The sequence below is a fragment of the Phaeobacter sp. A36a-5a genome, assembly GCF_037911135.1.
GTDB lineage: Bacteria > Pseudomonadota > Alphaproteobacteria > Rhodobacterales > Rhodobacteraceae > Phaeobacter > Phaeobacter bryozoorum.
The window spans coordinates 19291-36947 of sequence record NZ_JBBLYU010000006.1; the positions used below are offsets into that span (position 1 = coordinate 19291).

The following is a 17657-nucleotide window of genomic DNA, read 5'->3' on the forward strand; positions in this document are numbered from 1 at the left end:
CCCATGTTTGTGTTGAACGACACCCTTTCTGACCCAACCGCGCTGCACCCAAGACTGCAACAGGCGCTTGGCAATGATCTGCACCACCGCTACGCCCTGCGGATGCGCGACACCGGCCTCGGCCTCGCAACCCTGCTCTACCTGAAGGACCACAAGGCCGGCGTTTTCCCAATCCACGCCGATATCCCGGCGGAAGCCGCGAAACAGATGGCGACCAAGGCCGGATGCGACTGGTTTCTGGAGGATGATCTTGTCCCGCAACCGCTGCCCCGGCAGCCCGGTCAGACCGCCAGCGCGCGCCCCGGCGCAGGCGTTCTGGTGCAGATGAGCTCCGGCACCACCGGCGCGGCCAAGGTGATCACCCGCAGCTGGGACAGCATCGCAACCGAGATCCGCACCTATGCCGCCTTCTTTGACCACGCGGCCGGGATGACGCCGGTGATCGCCTGCCCGGTGACCCATTCCTACGGGCTGATACCGGGGGTTCTGGTGGCGCTGCACCGTGGTCATGTGCCGGTGATCATTGACGCGGTGAACCCGAAATACATTCTGCGCCGCCTGCGCGAGCTGCCAGACCCGGTGCTTTATACCTCGCCTGCGATGCTGCACACGCTGGCGAGGCTCCTGCCCCCGGACGAGACACTGAACGCCGCCGTCACCTCCGGGACCGTGCTGCCCGATCCATGGTTCCACACCATTCGCGCCCGCACCCGGCATCTGTTCCAGCAATATGGCTGTTCCGAAGTGGGCTGTATCGCCATCAATCAGGACCTGCGGGCGCCCTGCGATGTCGGCCGACCACTGCCGCATCTCGACCTGCAGGCAGGCGCGCCCGGCACGCCCGGCCCGGTCCGCGTGCAGCTGACGACAGGGGAACCGGCCACCACGGATGCCGCCACGACCAACTGGGTCGAAACCGGCGATCTGGGCTATCTCACCGCCGATGGCGGGCTGGTGTTTACCGCCCGTGCGGACGATATGATCAATGTGGCCGGGCTGAACGTCTATCCGCAGGACGTCGAACGCGCGGTGATGAGCCTGCCCGATGTGCAGGATGCCGTCGCCTTTCGCCTGCCCGACCCGCAGGCCGGTTCGCGGGTGGGGCTGCTGTTTGTCGGCCCGGATCTTAGCGAGGATCAGCTGCGCGCGCACTGCGCCGATCTGCTGGCCGACTACCAGAGACCAACCTTCCTGCGCCGCCTCCCCGCCCTGCCGCGTCAGGCCAATGGCAAGATCAGCCGCCGCGACATCGCCAACAGATACGCATCCGGCACCGATCACACAGCCGATCAGCAGGTGCCCGCATGACCTTCGACAGCGTGCTGCACGCAATGCAGCAGACCCTCGCCGGACCGCTGGCCAATCCGCATATGGCGCAGTTCCGCCCCGAGGCGGTGCTGAACGACGATCTGCATATCGACTCCGTGGTGCTGATCAACCTGCTGGTGCATCTGGAAACCGACCACGGCGTGGCCATCCCCGAGCGTGATTTCCGCAAGGAGGATTTCGTCACCGTCGCCGATCTGATCCATGTGCTTCTGCCCGACCCGCCGACCCCTCCCAGCGCAGAACCCGAGACCGCGCCCGCCAATCAGGACCCGAGCGAGATCACCGTGCATTGCTTTGTCAGCTGTCTCTGTGCGGCGATCCGGCGGCATGAGGGGCTGGATTTCCGACCCTTCTATTTTGGCACCTGGGACAGCGATTTTGCCATCACCGCCCATCAGCATCTGGCCTATCACAGCGCCGAGATGACGCAGGATCACTATATCCGCTGGGTCGAACGACTGTATGGCATCCGCGTCAGCCAGTGGCACGATCCCGCCCTGTCGAAATCCGACAACCTGACCCGCTTTGAAAAACTGCTCCACAACCCGGCCACCGACCGCCAGCTGGTTGTCATGCTCGACATGTTCCACCTGCCGGAGCGGGACACCAAATACAATCAGGACCCGTTTCCGCATTTCGTCATTGTCGAGCCGACCGCCGACCCCGAGGTCTGGCATATGAACGACCCGGATTATCGCTGGCGCGGAGATCTGCCGCGCGGCGCCATCCTCAATGCCATGGCACAGCCCAGCGTGGCGGGCGGCTATATCCTCGACAGCACACGCGTCCGCGCGCCCGAGCCTCAGGACCTCGTGGCCTATTTCGACGCGACCTTCCGCCCGGACGCCAACCAGCTGACGGACGCCCTGCGCGGCATTATCGCGCATCACTGCCGTCCCGACAGGCCTCTGGCACTGCCGGAGCTGGAGATCGCCCTGCGCGAACTTCCGGTGCTGTCCCTGCGCAAATACGCCTATGAACACGCCTTTGCCTTCTTCTGGCGCGCGCTGGACACCAGCTTTGCCGCGTTCGACGCCAATTGCGATCAGGTCGAGGCGCTCTGCGAGGGGTTCCGCAGCCTGCATTTCCTTGCCGCGAAAATCGCCCATACCAGAGACCGCACACTGGTGCCGGATCTGATCGCCGCGCTGGACGCATTGGACCGGCTGGAGTTTGCCATCAAGGAGGCACTTCACACCGAATTCCAGAGCTGGTGCCAGTCACAGATACCAGCGGCGCCCGCATCTGCCGCGGCGAGGACGGGGGAGCCGGCATGAAGATCTCGCTCTGCACGATTTCCTTTCGCCATCAGCTGATCGACCTGAAGGACATTGCGTTCTGGGCGCGGGATACCGGGTTTCAGGGGATTGAGCTTTGGGGCGTTCATGCCCGCAATCAGTCACCGCTGGCGATCCACAACGCCCAGTGGATGGCCGCGCAGGGGCTGTCGATCCCGATGATCAGCGACTACCTGCCCCTACAGGACCATCAGGAGCTGACCCGTCGAACCCGCGCCCTCTGCGCACTGGCGCAGGGCTGGGGCGCGGACAAGATCCGCACCTTTGCCGGGATGCAGGCCAGCGCCACGGTCCCGGCGGCGGACCGCGACCAGACCACCCGCGCCCTGCACCACGCCTGCGATATCGCTGCCGATCACGGGCTGCGCCTGCTGGTGGAGACCCATCCCGGCACGCTGGCCGATACGCTCGCCTCAACCGTGGCGCTGATCGACGCCACCGACCACGATGCGCTGGCCATCAATTTCGACGCGCTCCACGTCTGGGAAGGCGGGGATGATCCGGTGACGGCGCGCCGGACCCTGCTGCCCAGAATTGCGCATTACCACCTGAAGAACATCTCCGACCGCACCCGCCTGCCGGTCTTTGCCCCGGCGAATGTCTACAGCGCCGCTGGCTGTCGCGCGGGCATGGTGCCGCTGATGCAGGGCGCCTATGACTACCGCGCCCTGCTGCGCGAAATGCAGCGGGACGGCGATTGCGAGGCCTCGCTGGAATGGTTCGGGGACGCCGTGTTTCAGACGCTTGCGGGTGACATCGCCGAGATCCGGGCGCTTGCCGCCGATGATCTGACCCCGACCGGACAAAAAACGCGCTCGGTCGGCTGAGCCAGCGCGGCAGAGAACGGCACGGATCAATCCTCGCGCCGTTCTCTGCCTGCCGTCAGCAATCCGCCGACGCGCAGGGGCTGCCCACCTGCCGCGACCACAGCATCGCATAGGTGCCCCCCAGCGCCAGCAGCGCGGCATGGCTGCCATCTTCGGTGATGCGGCCCTGATCCATGACGACAATCCGGTCCATCTGCGCAATCGTGGACAGGCGATGCGCAATGGCGATCACCGTCTTGCCCTGCATCACATCCCGCAATGTCTCCTCGATCTCCGCCTCCACCGCGCTGTCCAGCGCCGAGGTTGCCTCGTCCAGGATCAGGATCGGCGCATTCTTCAGCACCACCCGCGCAATCGCAATCCGCTGCCGCTGCCCGCCGGAGAGGGCAACTCCGCGCTCGCCCACATGGGCGTCATAGCCGGTCCGCCCCGCCTGATCGCGCAGCCCCAGAATGAAATCATGGGCACGGGCGCGTTTGGCGGCCATCACCATCTCCGCCTCGCTGGCGCCGGGATTGCCATATAGGATATTGGCCCGCACCGAGCGATGAACCAGCGCGGTTGTCTGCGTCACCACGCCAATCTGCGCCCGCAGGCTGTCCTGTGTCACGCTGTCGATCGGCTGGCCGTCGATCAGAATGCGCCCCCGGTCCGGGTCATCAAACCGCAACAGCAGCGACACCAGCGTCGACTTGCCCGCGCCGGACGGCCCGGCAATGCCGATCCGCTGCCCGGCCCCGATTGTCAGATCAAGCCCCGCCACACCCCCGCTGCCATCCTCCGATGCCTTGCCATAGCTGTGATGCAGCCCCTCCACGCGGATCTCCGCCCGCGTGACCTTCAGGGCCGGCGCCGCCGCTGCATCGACCACCGCATGTGGCGTTGCCAGCGACCGCAGCCCCTCGCAAATGATGCCCATGTTTTCAAACAGGCGGATCGTCACCCAGAGGATCCAGCCGCTCATGCCGTTCAGCCGGATGGTCAGTGCCGCGACGGCGGCCACCTCTCCAACGCTGACCTGACCCACCGTCCACAGCCAGATCGCCGGAGCCACCACGATCAGGATCAACACGCCGTTGATGGCAATGCTGCCAAAGGCCAGCGTGGTCATCATCCGCATGAACCGCTGGTAACGCGTCCGCAGCCGCCGCAGCGCCGACAGCGCATAACCCAGCTCCTGCCCGCCCTGCGCAAACAGCTTGACGGTTTCGATATTGCCATAGGCATCGACAATCCGCCCCGTCGCCCCGGAGCGCGCATCGGACCATTTCTCCGCCGTCGCCGCGACACGGCGGGCGACATGGCGCACGTAGACGCCGTAAATCAGCACCCAGATCAGCAGCGGCACCGCCAGCCGCCCGTCGATCTGCGACAGCACCACCACCGCGCCCAGCATATAGGTCACCGCGAACAGCACCGCCTCGAACATCATATGCACGCTGTCCTGCACCGCCGGTCCCATCTGCATCACCCGATTGCTGAGCCGCCCGGCGAAATCATGCTGAAAGAAGCCGACCGATTGCCCCAGAAGATGCTGATGCGCCTGCCAGCGGACCTGTTCCTGCAGGTTGGAGGACAGGGTCTGCTCCAGCAGCAGATGGTTCAGCCCGACCAGCGTCGGACGCAGCAGCAGCACACAGACCAGCGCGAGGATCATCTCACCGCCGTGATCGGCCCAGAACGCCGCAGCGCCACTCTCGCTCATCAGATCCACCAGCCGCCCGGCATAGAAGATCAGCCCGCTTTCCATCAGCGCGGTCAGCACGCCAGTGACCAGCATCAGCGGCAGCCATCTGCGATAGGGCGCCAGCTGCTGCCACAGATACGGCCAGAGACCGGCACGCGGCGCCGCCCTCTGCGAGGCCGCAAACGGATCGACAAGGTTTTCAAAAGCCCGGAACATAGCGCCCCTCTCAAGGATGAATTGAAATTCGCCTGAGATGTGGGTCGCCTGTCTTTCGCATCAGCAGGACAGCAGCGTGACGGTCCGTGACCCGCTGCTGTCCTGCTGATGCGACATCTGCCTGCACCGTAGCCGGGCCGTTCTACTGCCGCCGGATGGGTTTGTCAGCCGGATAATCCACCATGCGCCAAGTCCTGCAATCTGGCTTGCGCCCCATTTTGCGGCCCGCCGCGCACCATGGCTGGCAGCGGCGAATTCACCTTGCGCTGCGCCCCGGAATCTCTATCCTGCAAAGCTGACAGAAAAACTAAGGATTAAGCCCAATGATTACGGATACAGGCCATTTCGACACCCCCAACGCCTCCAAATACCTGCAACAGCTGTGCAAGCATTTTGCCCATAAGGTCGCCGTCACCCATGACGACAGCCGGGGCACCGTGGCTCTGGGCATGGGACCTGCAACGCTGACCGCCAGCGCCGACCGGCTCTTGGCCGAGGTCACCGCCCCCACTGCCGAAGAGCTGGATCACGCCCGCCAGATCATCGACAATCACCTGAAACGCTTTGCCTTTCGAGAAGAATTTGAGGCGATGACCTGGGCCTCCGCAACGGCTCCTGCCTGACCGGAGGTCAGACACACAACCTGACCAGAGGTCAGAACCGGATCGCATAGGCGGTGGAGCGCCCGCCCGCGTCCATCCGCGTGACCACACCGGCCTCCTCCATCGCGCGCAGATCCCGCGTCGCGGTAGCCGGAGAGGTCTTGGTGATCTTGCGGTAGGATTTGGCGCTCAGCCCCACCGCCAGCCGCTCCGGCCCCTGCTCAAACAGCAGACGCAGCGCATGGCTCTGGCGATCATTCAACACCGGTCCGTAGCGCAGAAAGAACTGGTTGCGGCGCAGGATGAACCCCGCCTCATCGCGGGCCGAAGCCGCCGCCCGCGTCAGCGTGCGCAGAAACCAGAGCACGAATTCGGTGGCCTCAATCATGCCAGTCGTGCCCTCTTTGCGCCCTGCCTGCAGGGCGGCATAATAGGCTTTCTTGTCCCGCTCCACCTGTCGCGACAGCGAGAACGGCAACGCGCGGTTGCGGGCAAACACATGTTCGATCAGGGCGCGGCCAATGCGGCCATTGCCATCTGACAGCGGGTGAATGGATTCAAACCACAGATGCGCCAGCGCGGCCTTCACCGCAACTGGCATTCCCTGATCGGCATTCACCCAGTCGAGAAACTGCGCCATCTCCGCCTCCAGCCGATCCGGCGGCGGCGCCTTATAGAGCACATCCCCCGGACCCGCCGTCGCGGAGCGCACGATCTCCATCTCAAAGCGCCGCCAGCGGCCGAGGTCCTCCACCTCCATGCCGGTGAACAGCAACCGGTGCCAGGTCAGGATCTGCGCGCTGTCCAGCGGCTGATCGGCCCGGCGCGCCGCCAGCATCAGCTGCGCCACCGCATCCGAGCGCCGTGAGATCGCCGCCCTGTCGCGATGGCGCAGCGAAGCCACAACCGAGGCTTCGATCTCGCTGGCATCCAGTGCCACGCCTTCGATTCCAAAGGAGGCCATCGCCTCCTGCACGATCTGGCGCAGCAGCATCTCCTCGCGCTCCTGCGGGGTCAGCCCGTGGACAAGCCCCGTCACCTCGCCCACCGCCTCGGCGGCGCGGGCCAGTTCGGGTTCGATATGTGCCGGATCATAGCCAAAGCGCGGCCAGGATGGAGACTGCCAGATATGCGGCATGATGTGATAAGCGCCCTTAATCGGATCAAAATTTGGCTTATTATGATCTGAATAGCGGCGCTAATCAAGTCACCGCCCGCCCTCTGGCTGACACGGGTCAAATGGCGCCGCCGACGACCGTGGCCTTACCCCCCGGCAAGCGATGCCACGGCCCCGGCAGCAGCGAGGATCGCTCAATTCGGCCTCACCCTGCGCCTCCCCCGGCCAATACGACATGCGGTAATGCGACGTTCGGCCAGGCCCATCAGGCTTTGCTGTCTTCGCCGCCCCGCATCGGCCTCACACCGGATCCGCGGCGGTCAAAAACACTCAGATGCCCCGCACTCACAACAGGCCACCAGCGCCGGACCACAGCCATGCCCAACATATCCGAGGAGAGACATGGCCGTATCCCCGGCGCCTCGGCCACGCTAGCAATGCGGCACCGCAGGTGTTATCCCTTAACATTAGGGGGTATCGTCGTGGATTGGACTGATATCGACAGTCTGGAACGCTGCACCAGCATCGCCGAGCTTTGGGCGCAGAGCTTGCAGGTCTTTGCTGCGATGGGATTTGACTACGCCATCTACCTGACCGTGGACGGCGACCGCAGTCATCCACATATCCAGACCAACCTGCCCGATATCTACCAGCAACTGCCCAGCCATCGGGATCCGTTTCTGGATCACTGCTGCAACAGCTACGAACCACAGTTCACCGGGGCGGAGTTTCTGGCCGATCACCCCTATCTGGCCGCTGCGGAAACCGCCTTCATCCGCGACGCCTCGGTCATGAGCGGGTTTCGCGCCGGCATTGCCATCCCGGTTCGGCTGCAAGGTTCCGACCGGTTCGGCGGTTTCAACATCGGCACCAGTCTGACCCGGGCCGATTTTCTCGCCCATGTCGCGGGCAAGACCGACAGCCTGCGCTTTCTCTGCATGTTCATCCATCGCCGCATGGAGGAGCTGCGACAGCCCGCGGCGGCGGCCCCGGAACAGCCCCCCGCCGACGCCCCGGCAGAGGCCGCGTTCAACCGGTCCCTGATCGCCCCGCAATCGGAGGCGCTGACCCGGCTCAGCCCGCGCGAACGCGAGGTGCTCTATCTGTTCAGCCAGGGGCTGACCACCAAGGAATGCGCGGCAATCTGCAAGATTTCGCCCCATACGGTCTCGGAATACGCCAATTCGATCTACCGCAAACTGAACGTCCGCAACCGGGTCGAGGCGATCGGCGTGCTTGCCAGGATCCGGCCCTCCGCGAGGCCCGGCCGCTAGGGTCAAAAGCCGCCCCTGCCCCCTGTCCGGCGTTCTTCCCTGCTGGAAAGGACAGCCAGACCGCCCGCAGATCTGTCCATCAGCGCAGCCCGCTGCTAAAGGCCAGATAGGGAATTTCAGGATCGGGCGCGTGATGGTGGACGATAAATACCTGCTGGCATTGTCGGCCTTTCACCTCGGCATGGCGCTGTTCTGCACCAATCAGCTGCTGCTGCACCAACGCCATCAGCGCATCTATGTGCCGCTGGCGCTGTTCTTCATCACTCAATCCGTTACCGAAATGCTCGGCATCCTTGATCTGGTGGTCACCGATGACGCCTATGATTATCTTGTCGCGCGCTTCAACAGCCTGCATGTGCCCGCCGTGTTTGCCCAGCCGCTGCTGCTCTGGCTCTACGTGCGTGGTCTCACCTCCGAGGATGACGGCCCCCCGGTCACACAAAGGTTCTGGCACGCGGTGCCCATCCTGCTGGCGATCAGCATGGTGGTGTTGTTCTGGACCATCCCGAAATCCCTGTTCGCCCAGAATGATTTGGAGTTCGCCGACCTCAGCCAGTATATTCAGGCGATCCTGATCTACTTCCAGCTGGTCGAAGTGCTGTTTTACTGCCAGGTCGCCATCTACCTGGTGCTGATCATGCGGATGCTGTCGCGATATCGCACGCGCCTGAAGGATCTGTTTGCCACCACCGAGGACCGCGAGCTGACCTGGGTCTGGTGGATCACCACCACGGTCTCCGCCTATCTCCTGCTCAGTGTCGCCGAGATTCTGGCCGACCTCTTTGGTCTTGAGCTGTTCATCCTGTTCAGCGAAGCCTCCGACCTGACCAATGGCCTGTCCAGCCTCGCCATCACCTGGGTGATCGGCGTCTGGGGCGTGCGCCAGCAGCCGGGGCTGATGCCGAAACCGCGCGGCGACACGCAGCCGCCCGCCGAGCGGGAACTGGCCACCGCAAAATACGAACGCTCCGCGCTCACCGACGATCACGCGGCCCGTATCGCGGCCAAGATCGAACGCGCCATGACCAAGGATATGCTCTACCGCGATCCCAACCTGTCGCTCTGGGATCTGGCCAAACATATCAGCGTCACCTCCAACTACGTCTCGCAGACGCTGAATATGACGCTTCAGTCGAATTTCTTTGACTACGTCAACAAATGGCGCATTCAGGATGCGGTGAAACAGCTGCATGACAGCGATGAGACCATTTTGGTGATCGCCCATGATGTCGGGTTCAATTCGCGTTCGTCCTTTTACAACGCCTTCAAGCGCGAGATGAACACCACCCCCTCTGCGCTGCGTGCCGCCCGCGGCAGCGCCGCCCCATCGACCTGACGCCGACGACGGGGCAGCAGCTGGCCGGTGGCCTGCCGCTGCCGCTCTCAGCCACCCGTCGCCCGCTGACCCCGCCAGACGCGCCCGCGCGCGCCCAGCACCAGCATCGCCGGGGTCACCAGCAGCGTCAGCAGCGTTGCCGCCACCAGCCCGCCCGCGATGGTTGTCGACAGCTCGGTCCACCACTGGCTGGACGGCGCGCCAAACACCATGCTGCCCGCAAGCAGATCCAGCTTCATCCCCAGGACCATCGGCATCAGCCCCAGCACCGTTGTCAGCGCCGTCAGCACCACCGGCCGCAGCCGCAGCGCCCCTGCGCGCAGCGCCGCCTCATGAGGCGACTGCCCGGCCTGCCGCTGCGCATTATAGGTGTCGATCAGCACGATATTGGTGTTGACCACGATGCCCGCCAGCGCAATCAACCCGATGCCGCCCATCACCACACCAAACGGCCGCCCCGCCAGCAGCAGCCCAAGGAGCACCCCCGCGATGGAAAAGACAATCGCCGACATCACCACCGCCGCCTGATAGAAACTGTTGAACTGCGCGATCAGGATCACCGCCATCAGCACAACCGCCGTCACAAAGGCAAGGATCAGGAACCGCATCGCCGCATCCTGCTCCTCTGCCTCGCCCCGGAACTGCCAGCTTACGCCGTCTGGCAGATCGGCCCGGTCCAGCGCCTGACGCAGCCGCGCGATCTGCGCATCGGCCAGCAGCCCCGGCGCCACATTGGCCGAGAGCGTCAGCACCCGCGACTGGTCCCGCCGCTCGATCGCGCCGGAGCGCGGCACCGGTGCAAAGCGAGTGAAATTGGCAATCGGCACCAGCCCCGCGCTGGTCGGAACCTGAAGCTGCCGCAAACGGTCAAAGCTGCGGTCCGCCGCCGGAAAACGCACCCGCACATCCACCGACTCCGCCACGTCATCGGGCCGGAATGTGGTCACGGTCACACCATGGGTCAGCAATTGCACCGCCTGCCCCACAAGGTTGAGATCCGCGCCATAGCGCGCGGCCTCGGCGCGGTCGATCTCGATGCGCCATTCCACCCCCGGCAGGGCGCGGCTGTCGGCAACATCGGTGAACCCGCCAATCCCGCCCATGATCTCGCGGATCCGGGCCACCGCCGCCTCGGCCGCCGAGGGGTCCCGGGCGGTGACATGCAGATCCAGCGGCTTGGCCCCGCTTGGCCCGTCATCCTCGGTTTCCACCCGCACCTCGACCCCGGGCAGAGCCGCCACCTCGGCACGGATCCCGGCGCCAATCTCCGCTGCGGGCGGGCGCTGGTCCCAGGGATCCAGCTCCAGCTGAATGGTGCCGATAAGGTCCAGATCATCGCCCCCGCCCATCGAGGCCACCGCATAGACGCTGGCAATCCCATCGCGGCGCAGCAGCTGATCCTCCACCACCCGCACCAGCGCATCGCGTTCATGGATCGAAAAATTGTCCCGTGCGCGCAGCTGAACCTGCATGAATTCAGGCTCTATCTTGGGGAAAAAGCTCAGCCCCGCGCCGAATGTCCCATATAGGCCAAAGGTCGCGATCAACAGCGCAAGGCTCAGCAGAACGGTGGTGCCCGGAAACAGCAGTGCGCGCGCCAGCATCCGCGCATATAGCCCCGCCGTCCCACGGCCAAGGCGCGGATCACCATATTCCGCCGCATACAACGCCCGTTTCGCCGCCGCCGTCTGCGGCGACCGCCGCGCGATCACGCCCCCCAGAACCGGGATGAACACCAGCGCCATCAGCAGCGATGCCGCCAGAGTCACGATGACGGTGATCGGCAGGAATTTCATGAACTCACCGGTGGTGCCGGTCCAGAACAGCAGCGGCACAAACACGCTCAGCGTGGTCGCGGTCGAGGAGATCAGCGGCCCCGCCATCCGCCCCGCCGCCGCGCGATAGGCCTGCGCCGGGGTCGCGCCCTCCTGCAAATGGCGATCCGCCAGTTCAGTGGTGACAATGGCGCCGTCCACCAGCATTCCGACCACCAGGATCAGCGAGAACAGCACAACGATGTTCATCGTGATCCCCATCGCCCAGAGCAGCGCCACACCAGCCAGGAACGCCCCCGGTATCGACAGGCCAACCAGCAGCGCCGCGCGCAGCCCCAGCGCATAGATCACCACCAGCATCACCAGCACGATGGCCGCCACCACATTGGCCTCCAGATCGCCCAGCATGGTCTCCACCTCGCGGCTCTCATCCAGCAGATAGTCGATCTTGACGCTCTGCGGCCACTCCTGCCGCGCCGCTGCAATCACCGCCTTTGCCGCAGCCACCGTCTCGATGATATTGGCGCCGCTGCGTTTGGTGATATCCAGCGTCAGCGCCGGCTGGCCGTTGATCCGGGCAAAGCTGCGCGGATCCTCGAACCGCCGCCGCACCACCGCGATATCGCCAAGGGTCACCACCGCACCGCCCTGAACCTTCACCGGCATCTGCATCAGATCCTGCGCCCCATCGACCAGCCCCGGCACCTTCAGCACAAACCGCCCGGCGGCCCCGTCGATGGTCCCGGCGGCAATCATCGCATTGTTGCGGTTGATCTGTCCCACCAGCGCCTCGAAGGACAGCCCATAGGTGGCAAAGGCAACCGGGTCGATCAGCACCTCCAGCAGATCCGAACGACCGCCGCCGATATCCACCTCCAAAATGCCCGAAACCGCCTCCAGCCGTGCCTTCAGCTCGCGCGCCATCCGGTTCAGGCTGCGCTCCGGCACCGGCCCGGACAGCACCGTGGTCAGCACCGGAAACAACGCCGTGTTGATCTCGATCACAACCGGTTCGGTGGCGGCCTCCGGCAGGTCCGGGCGGGCCTGATCCACCGCCACCCGCACCCGGTCCAGCGCCTCTGCCACGTCGGCGCCCGCCTCGAATTCCAGCGTCACGCTGGCATAGCCCTCATAGGCGTGACCTTTCATCTCCTTGAGATCCGCCAGCCCGCTCAGCGCGGTTTCCAGCGGCTTGACCAGCAGCCGCTCACTGTCACCCGGCGATATCCCCGACAGGCTGGTGCTGACATAGACAAATGGGATCGGAATGTCGGGATTGCTCTCCTTGGGGATGCTGACATAGGCATAGGCCCCGGCGCAGAGCAGCGCCGCAAAGATCAGGATCACCGCGCGGCTGCGGGAAAAGATCACCGCCAATATGCCGTTCACGACGGATCCGCCGCGCCGTTGCCATCGCCGCCGGGCCGCACCCGTTCGCCTGCGCTGACAAAACCCTGTCCGACGGTGATCAGCCGCAGCTGATCCGGCAGGCCGCTGACCCAGACACCGGCGCCGTCGCGCGCTGACTGGACGATCTCCACCGGGGTAAAGACCACACGGTCGGTGTCATCGACAGATTTGACGCCCAGCCCCCCTGCCATATCCAGCGAGAGCAGCGCCGGTGACAGGAAATGCGCCTGGACCTGATCCAGCGGCACCTCGATCCGGGCGCTGACCCCGGCCGGGATCGCAGCGCTGCGCTCCGCCGGATTGGCCAGCGTCAGCTCGGCGGTGAAGCTGCGGGTCTCTGCCGCCGCACTCTGCCCCAGAAAACTCAGCCGCCCCTCGCCGCTGCGCCCGTCCAGAAACCGGACCTGCGCGATGGCCCCTTCGGTCAGGGAGCCGCGCTGGTGCTGGGGCACCTGAAACACCACCCGCAGCGGATCCAGCGCCACCACCCGCGCCACCTCGGCCCCCTCCTGCACATAGGCACCGGGGGTGAGGTCAAAGGCTTCGAGATGCCCGGCAAAGGGCGCGGTCAGCTGCGTTTCCGCCAGAGATTGCCGGGCCGCGGCAAGATCCGCCTTGGCCACGGCCAGCGCCTCGCGCGCCTCGCTCAGCCGCTGATCGGTGGTCGATCCCCGCTGATGCAGCGCCGCCGCGCGCGTGTACTCGTGTTCGGCCCGCAATTGCGAGGCCTCCGCCCGCGCCAGCGCCGCCTGCTGGGGACCGGCCTGCAAGGTGGCGAGGATCTGCCCCTGCGCAACCCGTGCGCCCTTCGCCACCGCAACGGTGGCCACATGGCCCGACATCTCCGCCCGCAGGGTGGCGTCCCGGTCAGCCCTGCTATGCCCCTCGGCGTGCAGCAGCCGTGTCACCGGCGCCGCCTGTGACAGCTGCACAGCGACAGAAACAGGCTCTGTTACGGAGGAATTCCCACCATCGGGCGGCGGCAGCGGGGCGGCGGGCCAGAACAGCCCGACCAGCATCCAGACCACCAGCCCCAGATAGATCGCCGCCGCCAGCAGTGGCGGCCATGTCGCCCTGGCATCGCTGACAAACACCAGCTCAACCGGCGCCGCTTGAGCGGCCCCGGTAACGGCAGAGAGCGGCGGCACGGCGGCAGCGGGGCCGGTTGGCGGCGCGGTCTCCCGCCGCGCCGCCCCTGCCCTGCCCTGCGGTTTCGAGTGAAGCGGAGACGCCATGGATCAGAAGCTGTAGATCAGGCCAAGCCCGACCGAATAGCTGTCCTTGGTATTGGTCAGCGGGCTGTCGTGAACCTTCTTGTCGATCAGCTGATAATTCACCGTCCCCAGCACCGACAACGTGTCGCTGATCGGGTAGACCATGGTCATATCCACAAACGGCTCGGTGGTGGAGCCAACATCATAAGCGGCCCGCTGCGCGTTCGCCTCGCTGGCGGACACCCCGTAAAGGAAGTTGTTCAGCTTGCCGTCGCGCATCCGCGCCCCGGCGCCAATATCGACACCCAGCTGGCCCATCTGGAACTCGGTCCCGAATTTGGCCTCCGCGTGATAGCCGTCATGCTCATTGGAGACATCCACCATCGCGCTGCCCGCCACATAGAACCCGTCAAAACGATAGGTCATGTCAAATCCCGCCTCGATCGGTGTGCTGCGCTTCAGCCCGGCAAACAGCGGCTTGTTCTCCGGGTAATCCGGCTTTTCGCCCGCACCCACGCGCACCGAAACCTGCAGGTCCTCGCTGTTCAGAATATGATAGGCGACCCCGTCCCAGCCCAGATGCAGCCGGTCGCTGTCATAGGACACAAACGGCAGGGCGGCGGCTTCGGTGCTTTCGCCCTTGTAAAGGTCGGAGGAGGCAAACGCCCCCAGCCCGAGGGTAAACTGGCCGTTGGAAAACAGCCCCTCGGCGGCGGCGCCAGATGCGCCCGCCAGACTACACGCGGTCACAAGAGCGGCGCTGCGATAAAAATTCATGGTCTTATCCTTTTTCAGATCGTGTTTTAGGTCTTGGGTATGGGTTTCGGGACGCCCCGGCGCGCCCTCGACAGGCGCGGGCGATGCTGGCCAGCTGCGGATCAGCGCAGCCGGTGGGTGATATCGGCATGGACCACGCAAGGCTCGGCTGAACCGATCTGCCTGACCATGCGCGGCGGAAAGCTGATCGTGGCCACCGCCTTCTGATCAATCAGCCCCTCCGAAATCACCCGTGTCTGCAACTCGGTCACGGTGGTGACCTTGCCGAACAGGGTGCGCTCGACCTCGGTCATCACCCCTTCCCAGCGGTTGGGGCTGGTGCGGGTCCAGTTGATATCTACCTCCCAGGCCGCATTGAGCTGGTTCAGATCCAGTGGTTTGGAAAAATGCAGGGGCTTGGAATAAAGCACCTCATCCTTTGCATCGGACTCGATCTCGCGCCGCAGCGTCGCCGAACAGCCGCTGACCGACCGGAACTGCATCAGCGCCAGCCAATGCCCGTCGCGCGGCTGGATGTCATCGCTGCCGGTTCCGGCGCTGGTCGCAGGGGTGGCCCCGATGGCAAACCCCAGTGCGATGCAGAACACCACCGGCAGCAGCGGCACGGCGCGCCGATACCGCCGCAGCGCAGAGGTCAGATAACGGGACTGAAACGAAGGTCTGAGCATGGCGGGGTCTCTCTCTGGTCAGATATTCCGGTTGCGCAACAGCAGGGCTGTAGAGGGCAGGCCATCCGCCGCCTCGCCCTGACCCTAGCCAGAGCCCCGCAGCCCCGTCGTCCAACCGGGCCGGAAAGGACGCCAGACTGCCCGTCCCGGCAGGACAGGACGCCGGACAGCACGGTTTTGCCCCCGACCAGCGGGGGGGTCCGGCGCGATACCGCAGAATCAGGCTTGACGTGAAACCATAAGGTATCATATTAAAAGGATACCGAACGGTATCATATAAGGAGCAGATACCGCCATGTCACAGCAGACGCCGGAGCAACTGGCCTTTCGCGCCCTGGCGGATCCGACACGCCGCCAGATCCTCCGGCTGCTGGCGCAGGACAGCCTCACCATCGCCGAGGTTGCGGAGAATTTTCAGATGACCCGCGCCGCAGTGAAGAAACATCTCACCATTCTGGACGAGGGCAATCTGATCTCGGTCCAGACCGAGGGCCGCGCCCGGCTCAATCACCTCAACCCGGATGGGCTGCGGCAGGTGTTCGACTGGTTCGGCTTCTTTGATGCCTTCTGGGACGACCGCCTTGCGACGCTCAAATCCGAAATCGAAAAGGACATCCAATGACCGATACGATCCTGCGCAAATCCATCTATCTGCGGGCCACCCCGGCCCAGGTCTGGGCCTATCTGACAGAGCCGGAGAAACTGGCGATCTGGTTCCACAAACCCCAGACCCCGCTGGTCGAAGGCCCCTATGAGATGTTCGGCACCGAAAGCGGCAAGCGGCTGATGTGGGGCGAGGTGCTGCTGGCGGAGCCCTTCACCCGCCTTGACTACAGCTTTACCATCGCGCCGATGGGCGATGGCACCAGCACCGTCTCTTGGACGCTAGAGGAGGTGCCCGGCGGCACCAATCTGTCGCTGACCCACACCGGCCTGCCACAGGGGGTCGAGGCCTTTGACCTGTTGCTGGCGCTGGACAAGGGATGGGACGAACATTTGGGCCGGATGCGGGCCTCCGCCCACGACAGCTGAGCAGCGCAGCGGGCCGGACCTGCCGTTCGCAGAGGCCAAAGGCTCAGTCGATAACGGTCACGCCGGGCAGGCTGCGGATCAGATCAATATCCGCGAAATAGCGCTCTGTCATCTCATCGACGAATCCCTGCGACCAGCCCGGCAGGTCAATTTCCTCTTCCACCGCATCCTCCGCGTGGAAATAGGACAGGAACAGCTCGCGCACCTGATTGCGCTGCTGTTCCGACAGCTTCGGACGCTCGGCCAGATAGGCCTCCAGCCGCCGGGTGCCTTCCTCCGTCATCGCCTGACGCAGAATATCCGTCTCACCGGTGAACCGGTAGCCCGCGCCCAACCCGGTGACATGTCCCAGCACCTGCGGCCAGACCACCGGCGTTTCCTCATTGCACCAGACGGTGATCGCGCAATCGGGATTTGCGGTCAGGATATCGCCGACCACCTCGGACCAGCGCAGCTCCATCAGGTCGGTATCCCTGGCAAACCCGTACCAATCCTTCTGCGACTGCGCGGCAAACCCGGCCGGCACCAGCGTCGCCGGATTGCGCAGACCCAGGAAAAACTCGCAGCGATGATCGGCAAACACCGCCCGCAGCGCGGCGGTATTGGCACCGGCATTGCGATAAAGCCGCCCGTCATTCAGCATCCAGGCCGGCACGCCCAGAATCGCCGACATCGACAGCACCACCCGCGCCGGATCCGCGTCGCGCAGTACCCCCTCGAGAAAGTCTTCGCACGCCTCGTCGCTGATCCCCTCCTTTGCGGCGCGGCCCTTCAGATCGGTCAGGTCTTTCAGATAGGTTCCCGGTCGGCGCACCAGCACGCCATCCTGCAACAGCCGCGCCGAATCCCGGCGCAGCGACCAGATCAGCTGATCCTCATCGGTAAACGGCGCCCCGATATGCAGCGCAACCGTCAGATCTCCTGCCCCGCCTCCAGATGTGGAGCCGGTCACGCCAGAGATGGTCTGCGGTTCTGTCATCGTCAAACTCCGCCTTGGGGTCGCCGGATCACAACCCGCGGCCCATAACAGGCCGCCCCAGCCCCGATGTCACAATAAGGTTGCCCTTAAGACCATAATTAACGGGGTGTTTGTCT

15 protein-coding genes are annotated in these 17657 nt (G+C 64.8%); 8 read left to right on the forward strand and 7 right to left on the reverse strand.

What is annotated here, in order from left to right; all coding sequences use genetic code 11:
• Window positions 1-3 precede the first annotated feature (3 nt).
• Genes WLQ66_RS18220 through WLQ66_RS18230 form a run of 3 tightly spaced genes read left to right on the forward strand, consistent with a single transcriptional unit; the run spans window position 4 to window position 3454 of the window.
• The gene (locus tag WLQ66_RS18220; RefSeq protein WP_340547760.1) at window positions 4-1308 is read left to right on the forward strand and encodes an AMP-binding protein; all 1305 of its coding nucleotides are present in this window, start codon (window positions 4-6) and stop codon (window positions 1306-1308) included.
• Window positions 1305-2606, forward strand: a complete 1302-nt coding sequence (locus tag WLQ66_RS18225; protein WP_340547761.1) for a DUF6005 family protein — start codon at window positions 1305-1307, stop codon at window positions 2604-2606. Before WLQ66_RS18220 ends, WLQ66_RS18225 begins: the two co-directional genes overlap by 4 nt.
• A complete protein-coding gene (locus tag WLQ66_RS18230; RefSeq protein ID WP_340547762.1) occupies window positions 2603-3454 on the forward strand; it encodes a sugar phosphate isomerase/epimerase family protein in 852 nt (283 codons plus the stop codon). The genes WLQ66_RS18225 and WLQ66_RS18230 overlap by 4 nt, the downstream gene beginning before the upstream one ends.
• Window positions 3455-3509: 55 nt before the next feature.
• On the opposite strand, the gene WLQ66_RS18235 is transcribed toward WLQ66_RS18230, so the two are convergent.
• Window positions 3510-5357, reverse strand: coding sequence for an ABC transporter ATP-binding protein (locus WLQ66_RS18235; protein WP_340547763.1), 1848 nt, complete (start codon window positions 5355-5357; stop codon window positions 3510-3512).
• Between the two features lie 323 nt (window positions 5358-5680).
• On the opposite strand from WLQ66_RS18235, the gene WLQ66_RS18240 reads away from it, so the two are divergent.
• Window positions 5681-5980 carry a DUF2218 domain-containing protein gene (locus tag WLQ66_RS18240; protein WP_340547764.1) on the forward strand — a complete coding sequence of 100 codons (300 nt, stop codon included), beginning with the start codon at window positions 5681-5683 and terminating at the stop codon, window positions 5978-5980.
• Window positions 5981-6011: 31 nt separating this feature from the next.
• Here WLQ66_RS18240 and WLQ66_RS18245 read toward each other — a convergent pair whose 3' ends face one another.
• Window positions 6012-7097, reverse strand: coding sequence for a Fic family protein (locus WLQ66_RS18245; RefSeq protein WP_340547765.1), 1086 nt, complete (start codon window positions 7095-7097; stop codon window positions 6012-6014).
• Window positions 7098-7558: 461 nt separating this feature from the next.
• Between WLQ66_RS18245 and WLQ66_RS18250 the strand changes: the two genes are divergently transcribed.
• Together WLQ66_RS18250 and WLQ66_RS18255 are read left to right on the forward strand one after the other, a co-directional pair.
• A complete protein-coding gene (locus tag WLQ66_RS18250) occupies window positions 7559-8350 on the forward strand; it encodes a helix-turn-helix transcriptional regulator (protein WP_340547766.1) in 792 nt (263 codons plus the stop codon).
• Window positions 8351-8483: 133 nt separating this feature from the next.
• Entirely contained in the window at window positions 8484-9686 is a 1203-nt protein-coding gene (locus WLQ66_RS18255; RefSeq protein ID WP_340547811.1) for a helix-turn-helix domain-containing protein, read from the forward strand.
• Window positions 9687-9733: 47 nt separating this feature from the next.
• Here the strand turns inward: WLQ66_RS18255 and WLQ66_RS18260 are convergent, their stop codons facing one another.
• The 4 genes from WLQ66_RS18260 to WLQ66_RS18275 form a co-directional block, all read right to left on the reverse strand.
• The gene (locus tag WLQ66_RS18260) at window positions 9734-12850 is read right to left on the reverse strand and encodes an efflux RND transporter permease subunit (protein WP_340547767.1); all 3117 of its coding nucleotides are present in this window, start codon (window positions 12848-12850) and stop codon (window positions 9734-9736) included.
• A complete protein-coding gene (locus tag WLQ66_RS18265) occupies window positions 12847-14106 on the reverse strand; it encodes an efflux RND transporter periplasmic adaptor subunit (RefSeq protein ID WP_340547768.1) in 1260 nt (419 codons plus the stop codon). Before WLQ66_RS18265 ends, WLQ66_RS18260 begins: the two co-directional genes overlap by 4 nt.
• 3 nt (window positions 14107-14109) lie before the next feature.
• The gene (locus tag WLQ66_RS18270; RefSeq protein WP_340547769.1) at window positions 14110-14862 is read right to left on the reverse strand and encodes a MipA/OmpV family protein; all 753 of its coding nucleotides are present in this window, start codon (window positions 14860-14862) and stop codon (window positions 14110-14112) included.
• Window positions 14863-14963: 101 nt separating this feature from the next.
• Window positions 14964-15530 (reverse strand): hypothetical protein, encoded by a 567-nt coding sequence (locus WLQ66_RS18275; protein WP_340547770.1) that lies wholly within the window; start codon window positions 15528-15530, stop codon window positions 14964-14966.
• 295 nt (window positions 15531-15825) lie between these two features.
• Here WLQ66_RS18275 and WLQ66_RS18280 point away from each other — a divergent pair, with 295 nt between their 5' ends.
• A complete protein-coding gene (locus tag WLQ66_RS18280) occupies window positions 15826-16152 on the forward strand; it encodes an ArsR/SmtB family transcription factor (RefSeq protein WP_340547771.1) in 327 nt (108 codons plus the stop codon).
• Entirely contained in the window at window positions 16149-16562 is a 414-nt protein-coding gene (locus WLQ66_RS18285; protein ID WP_340547772.1) for an SRPBCC family protein, read from the forward strand. Before WLQ66_RS18280 ends, WLQ66_RS18285 begins: the two co-directional genes overlap by 4 nt.
• 43 nt (window positions 16563-16605) lie before the next feature.
• Here WLQ66_RS18285 and WLQ66_RS18290 read toward each other — a convergent pair whose 3' ends face one another.
• Window positions 16606-17541 (reverse strand): hypothetical protein, encoded by a 936-nt coding sequence (locus tag WLQ66_RS18290; RefSeq protein ID WP_340547773.1) that lies wholly within the window; start codon window positions 17539-17541, stop codon window positions 16606-16608.
• Window positions 17542-17657: the final 116 nt, after the last annotated feature.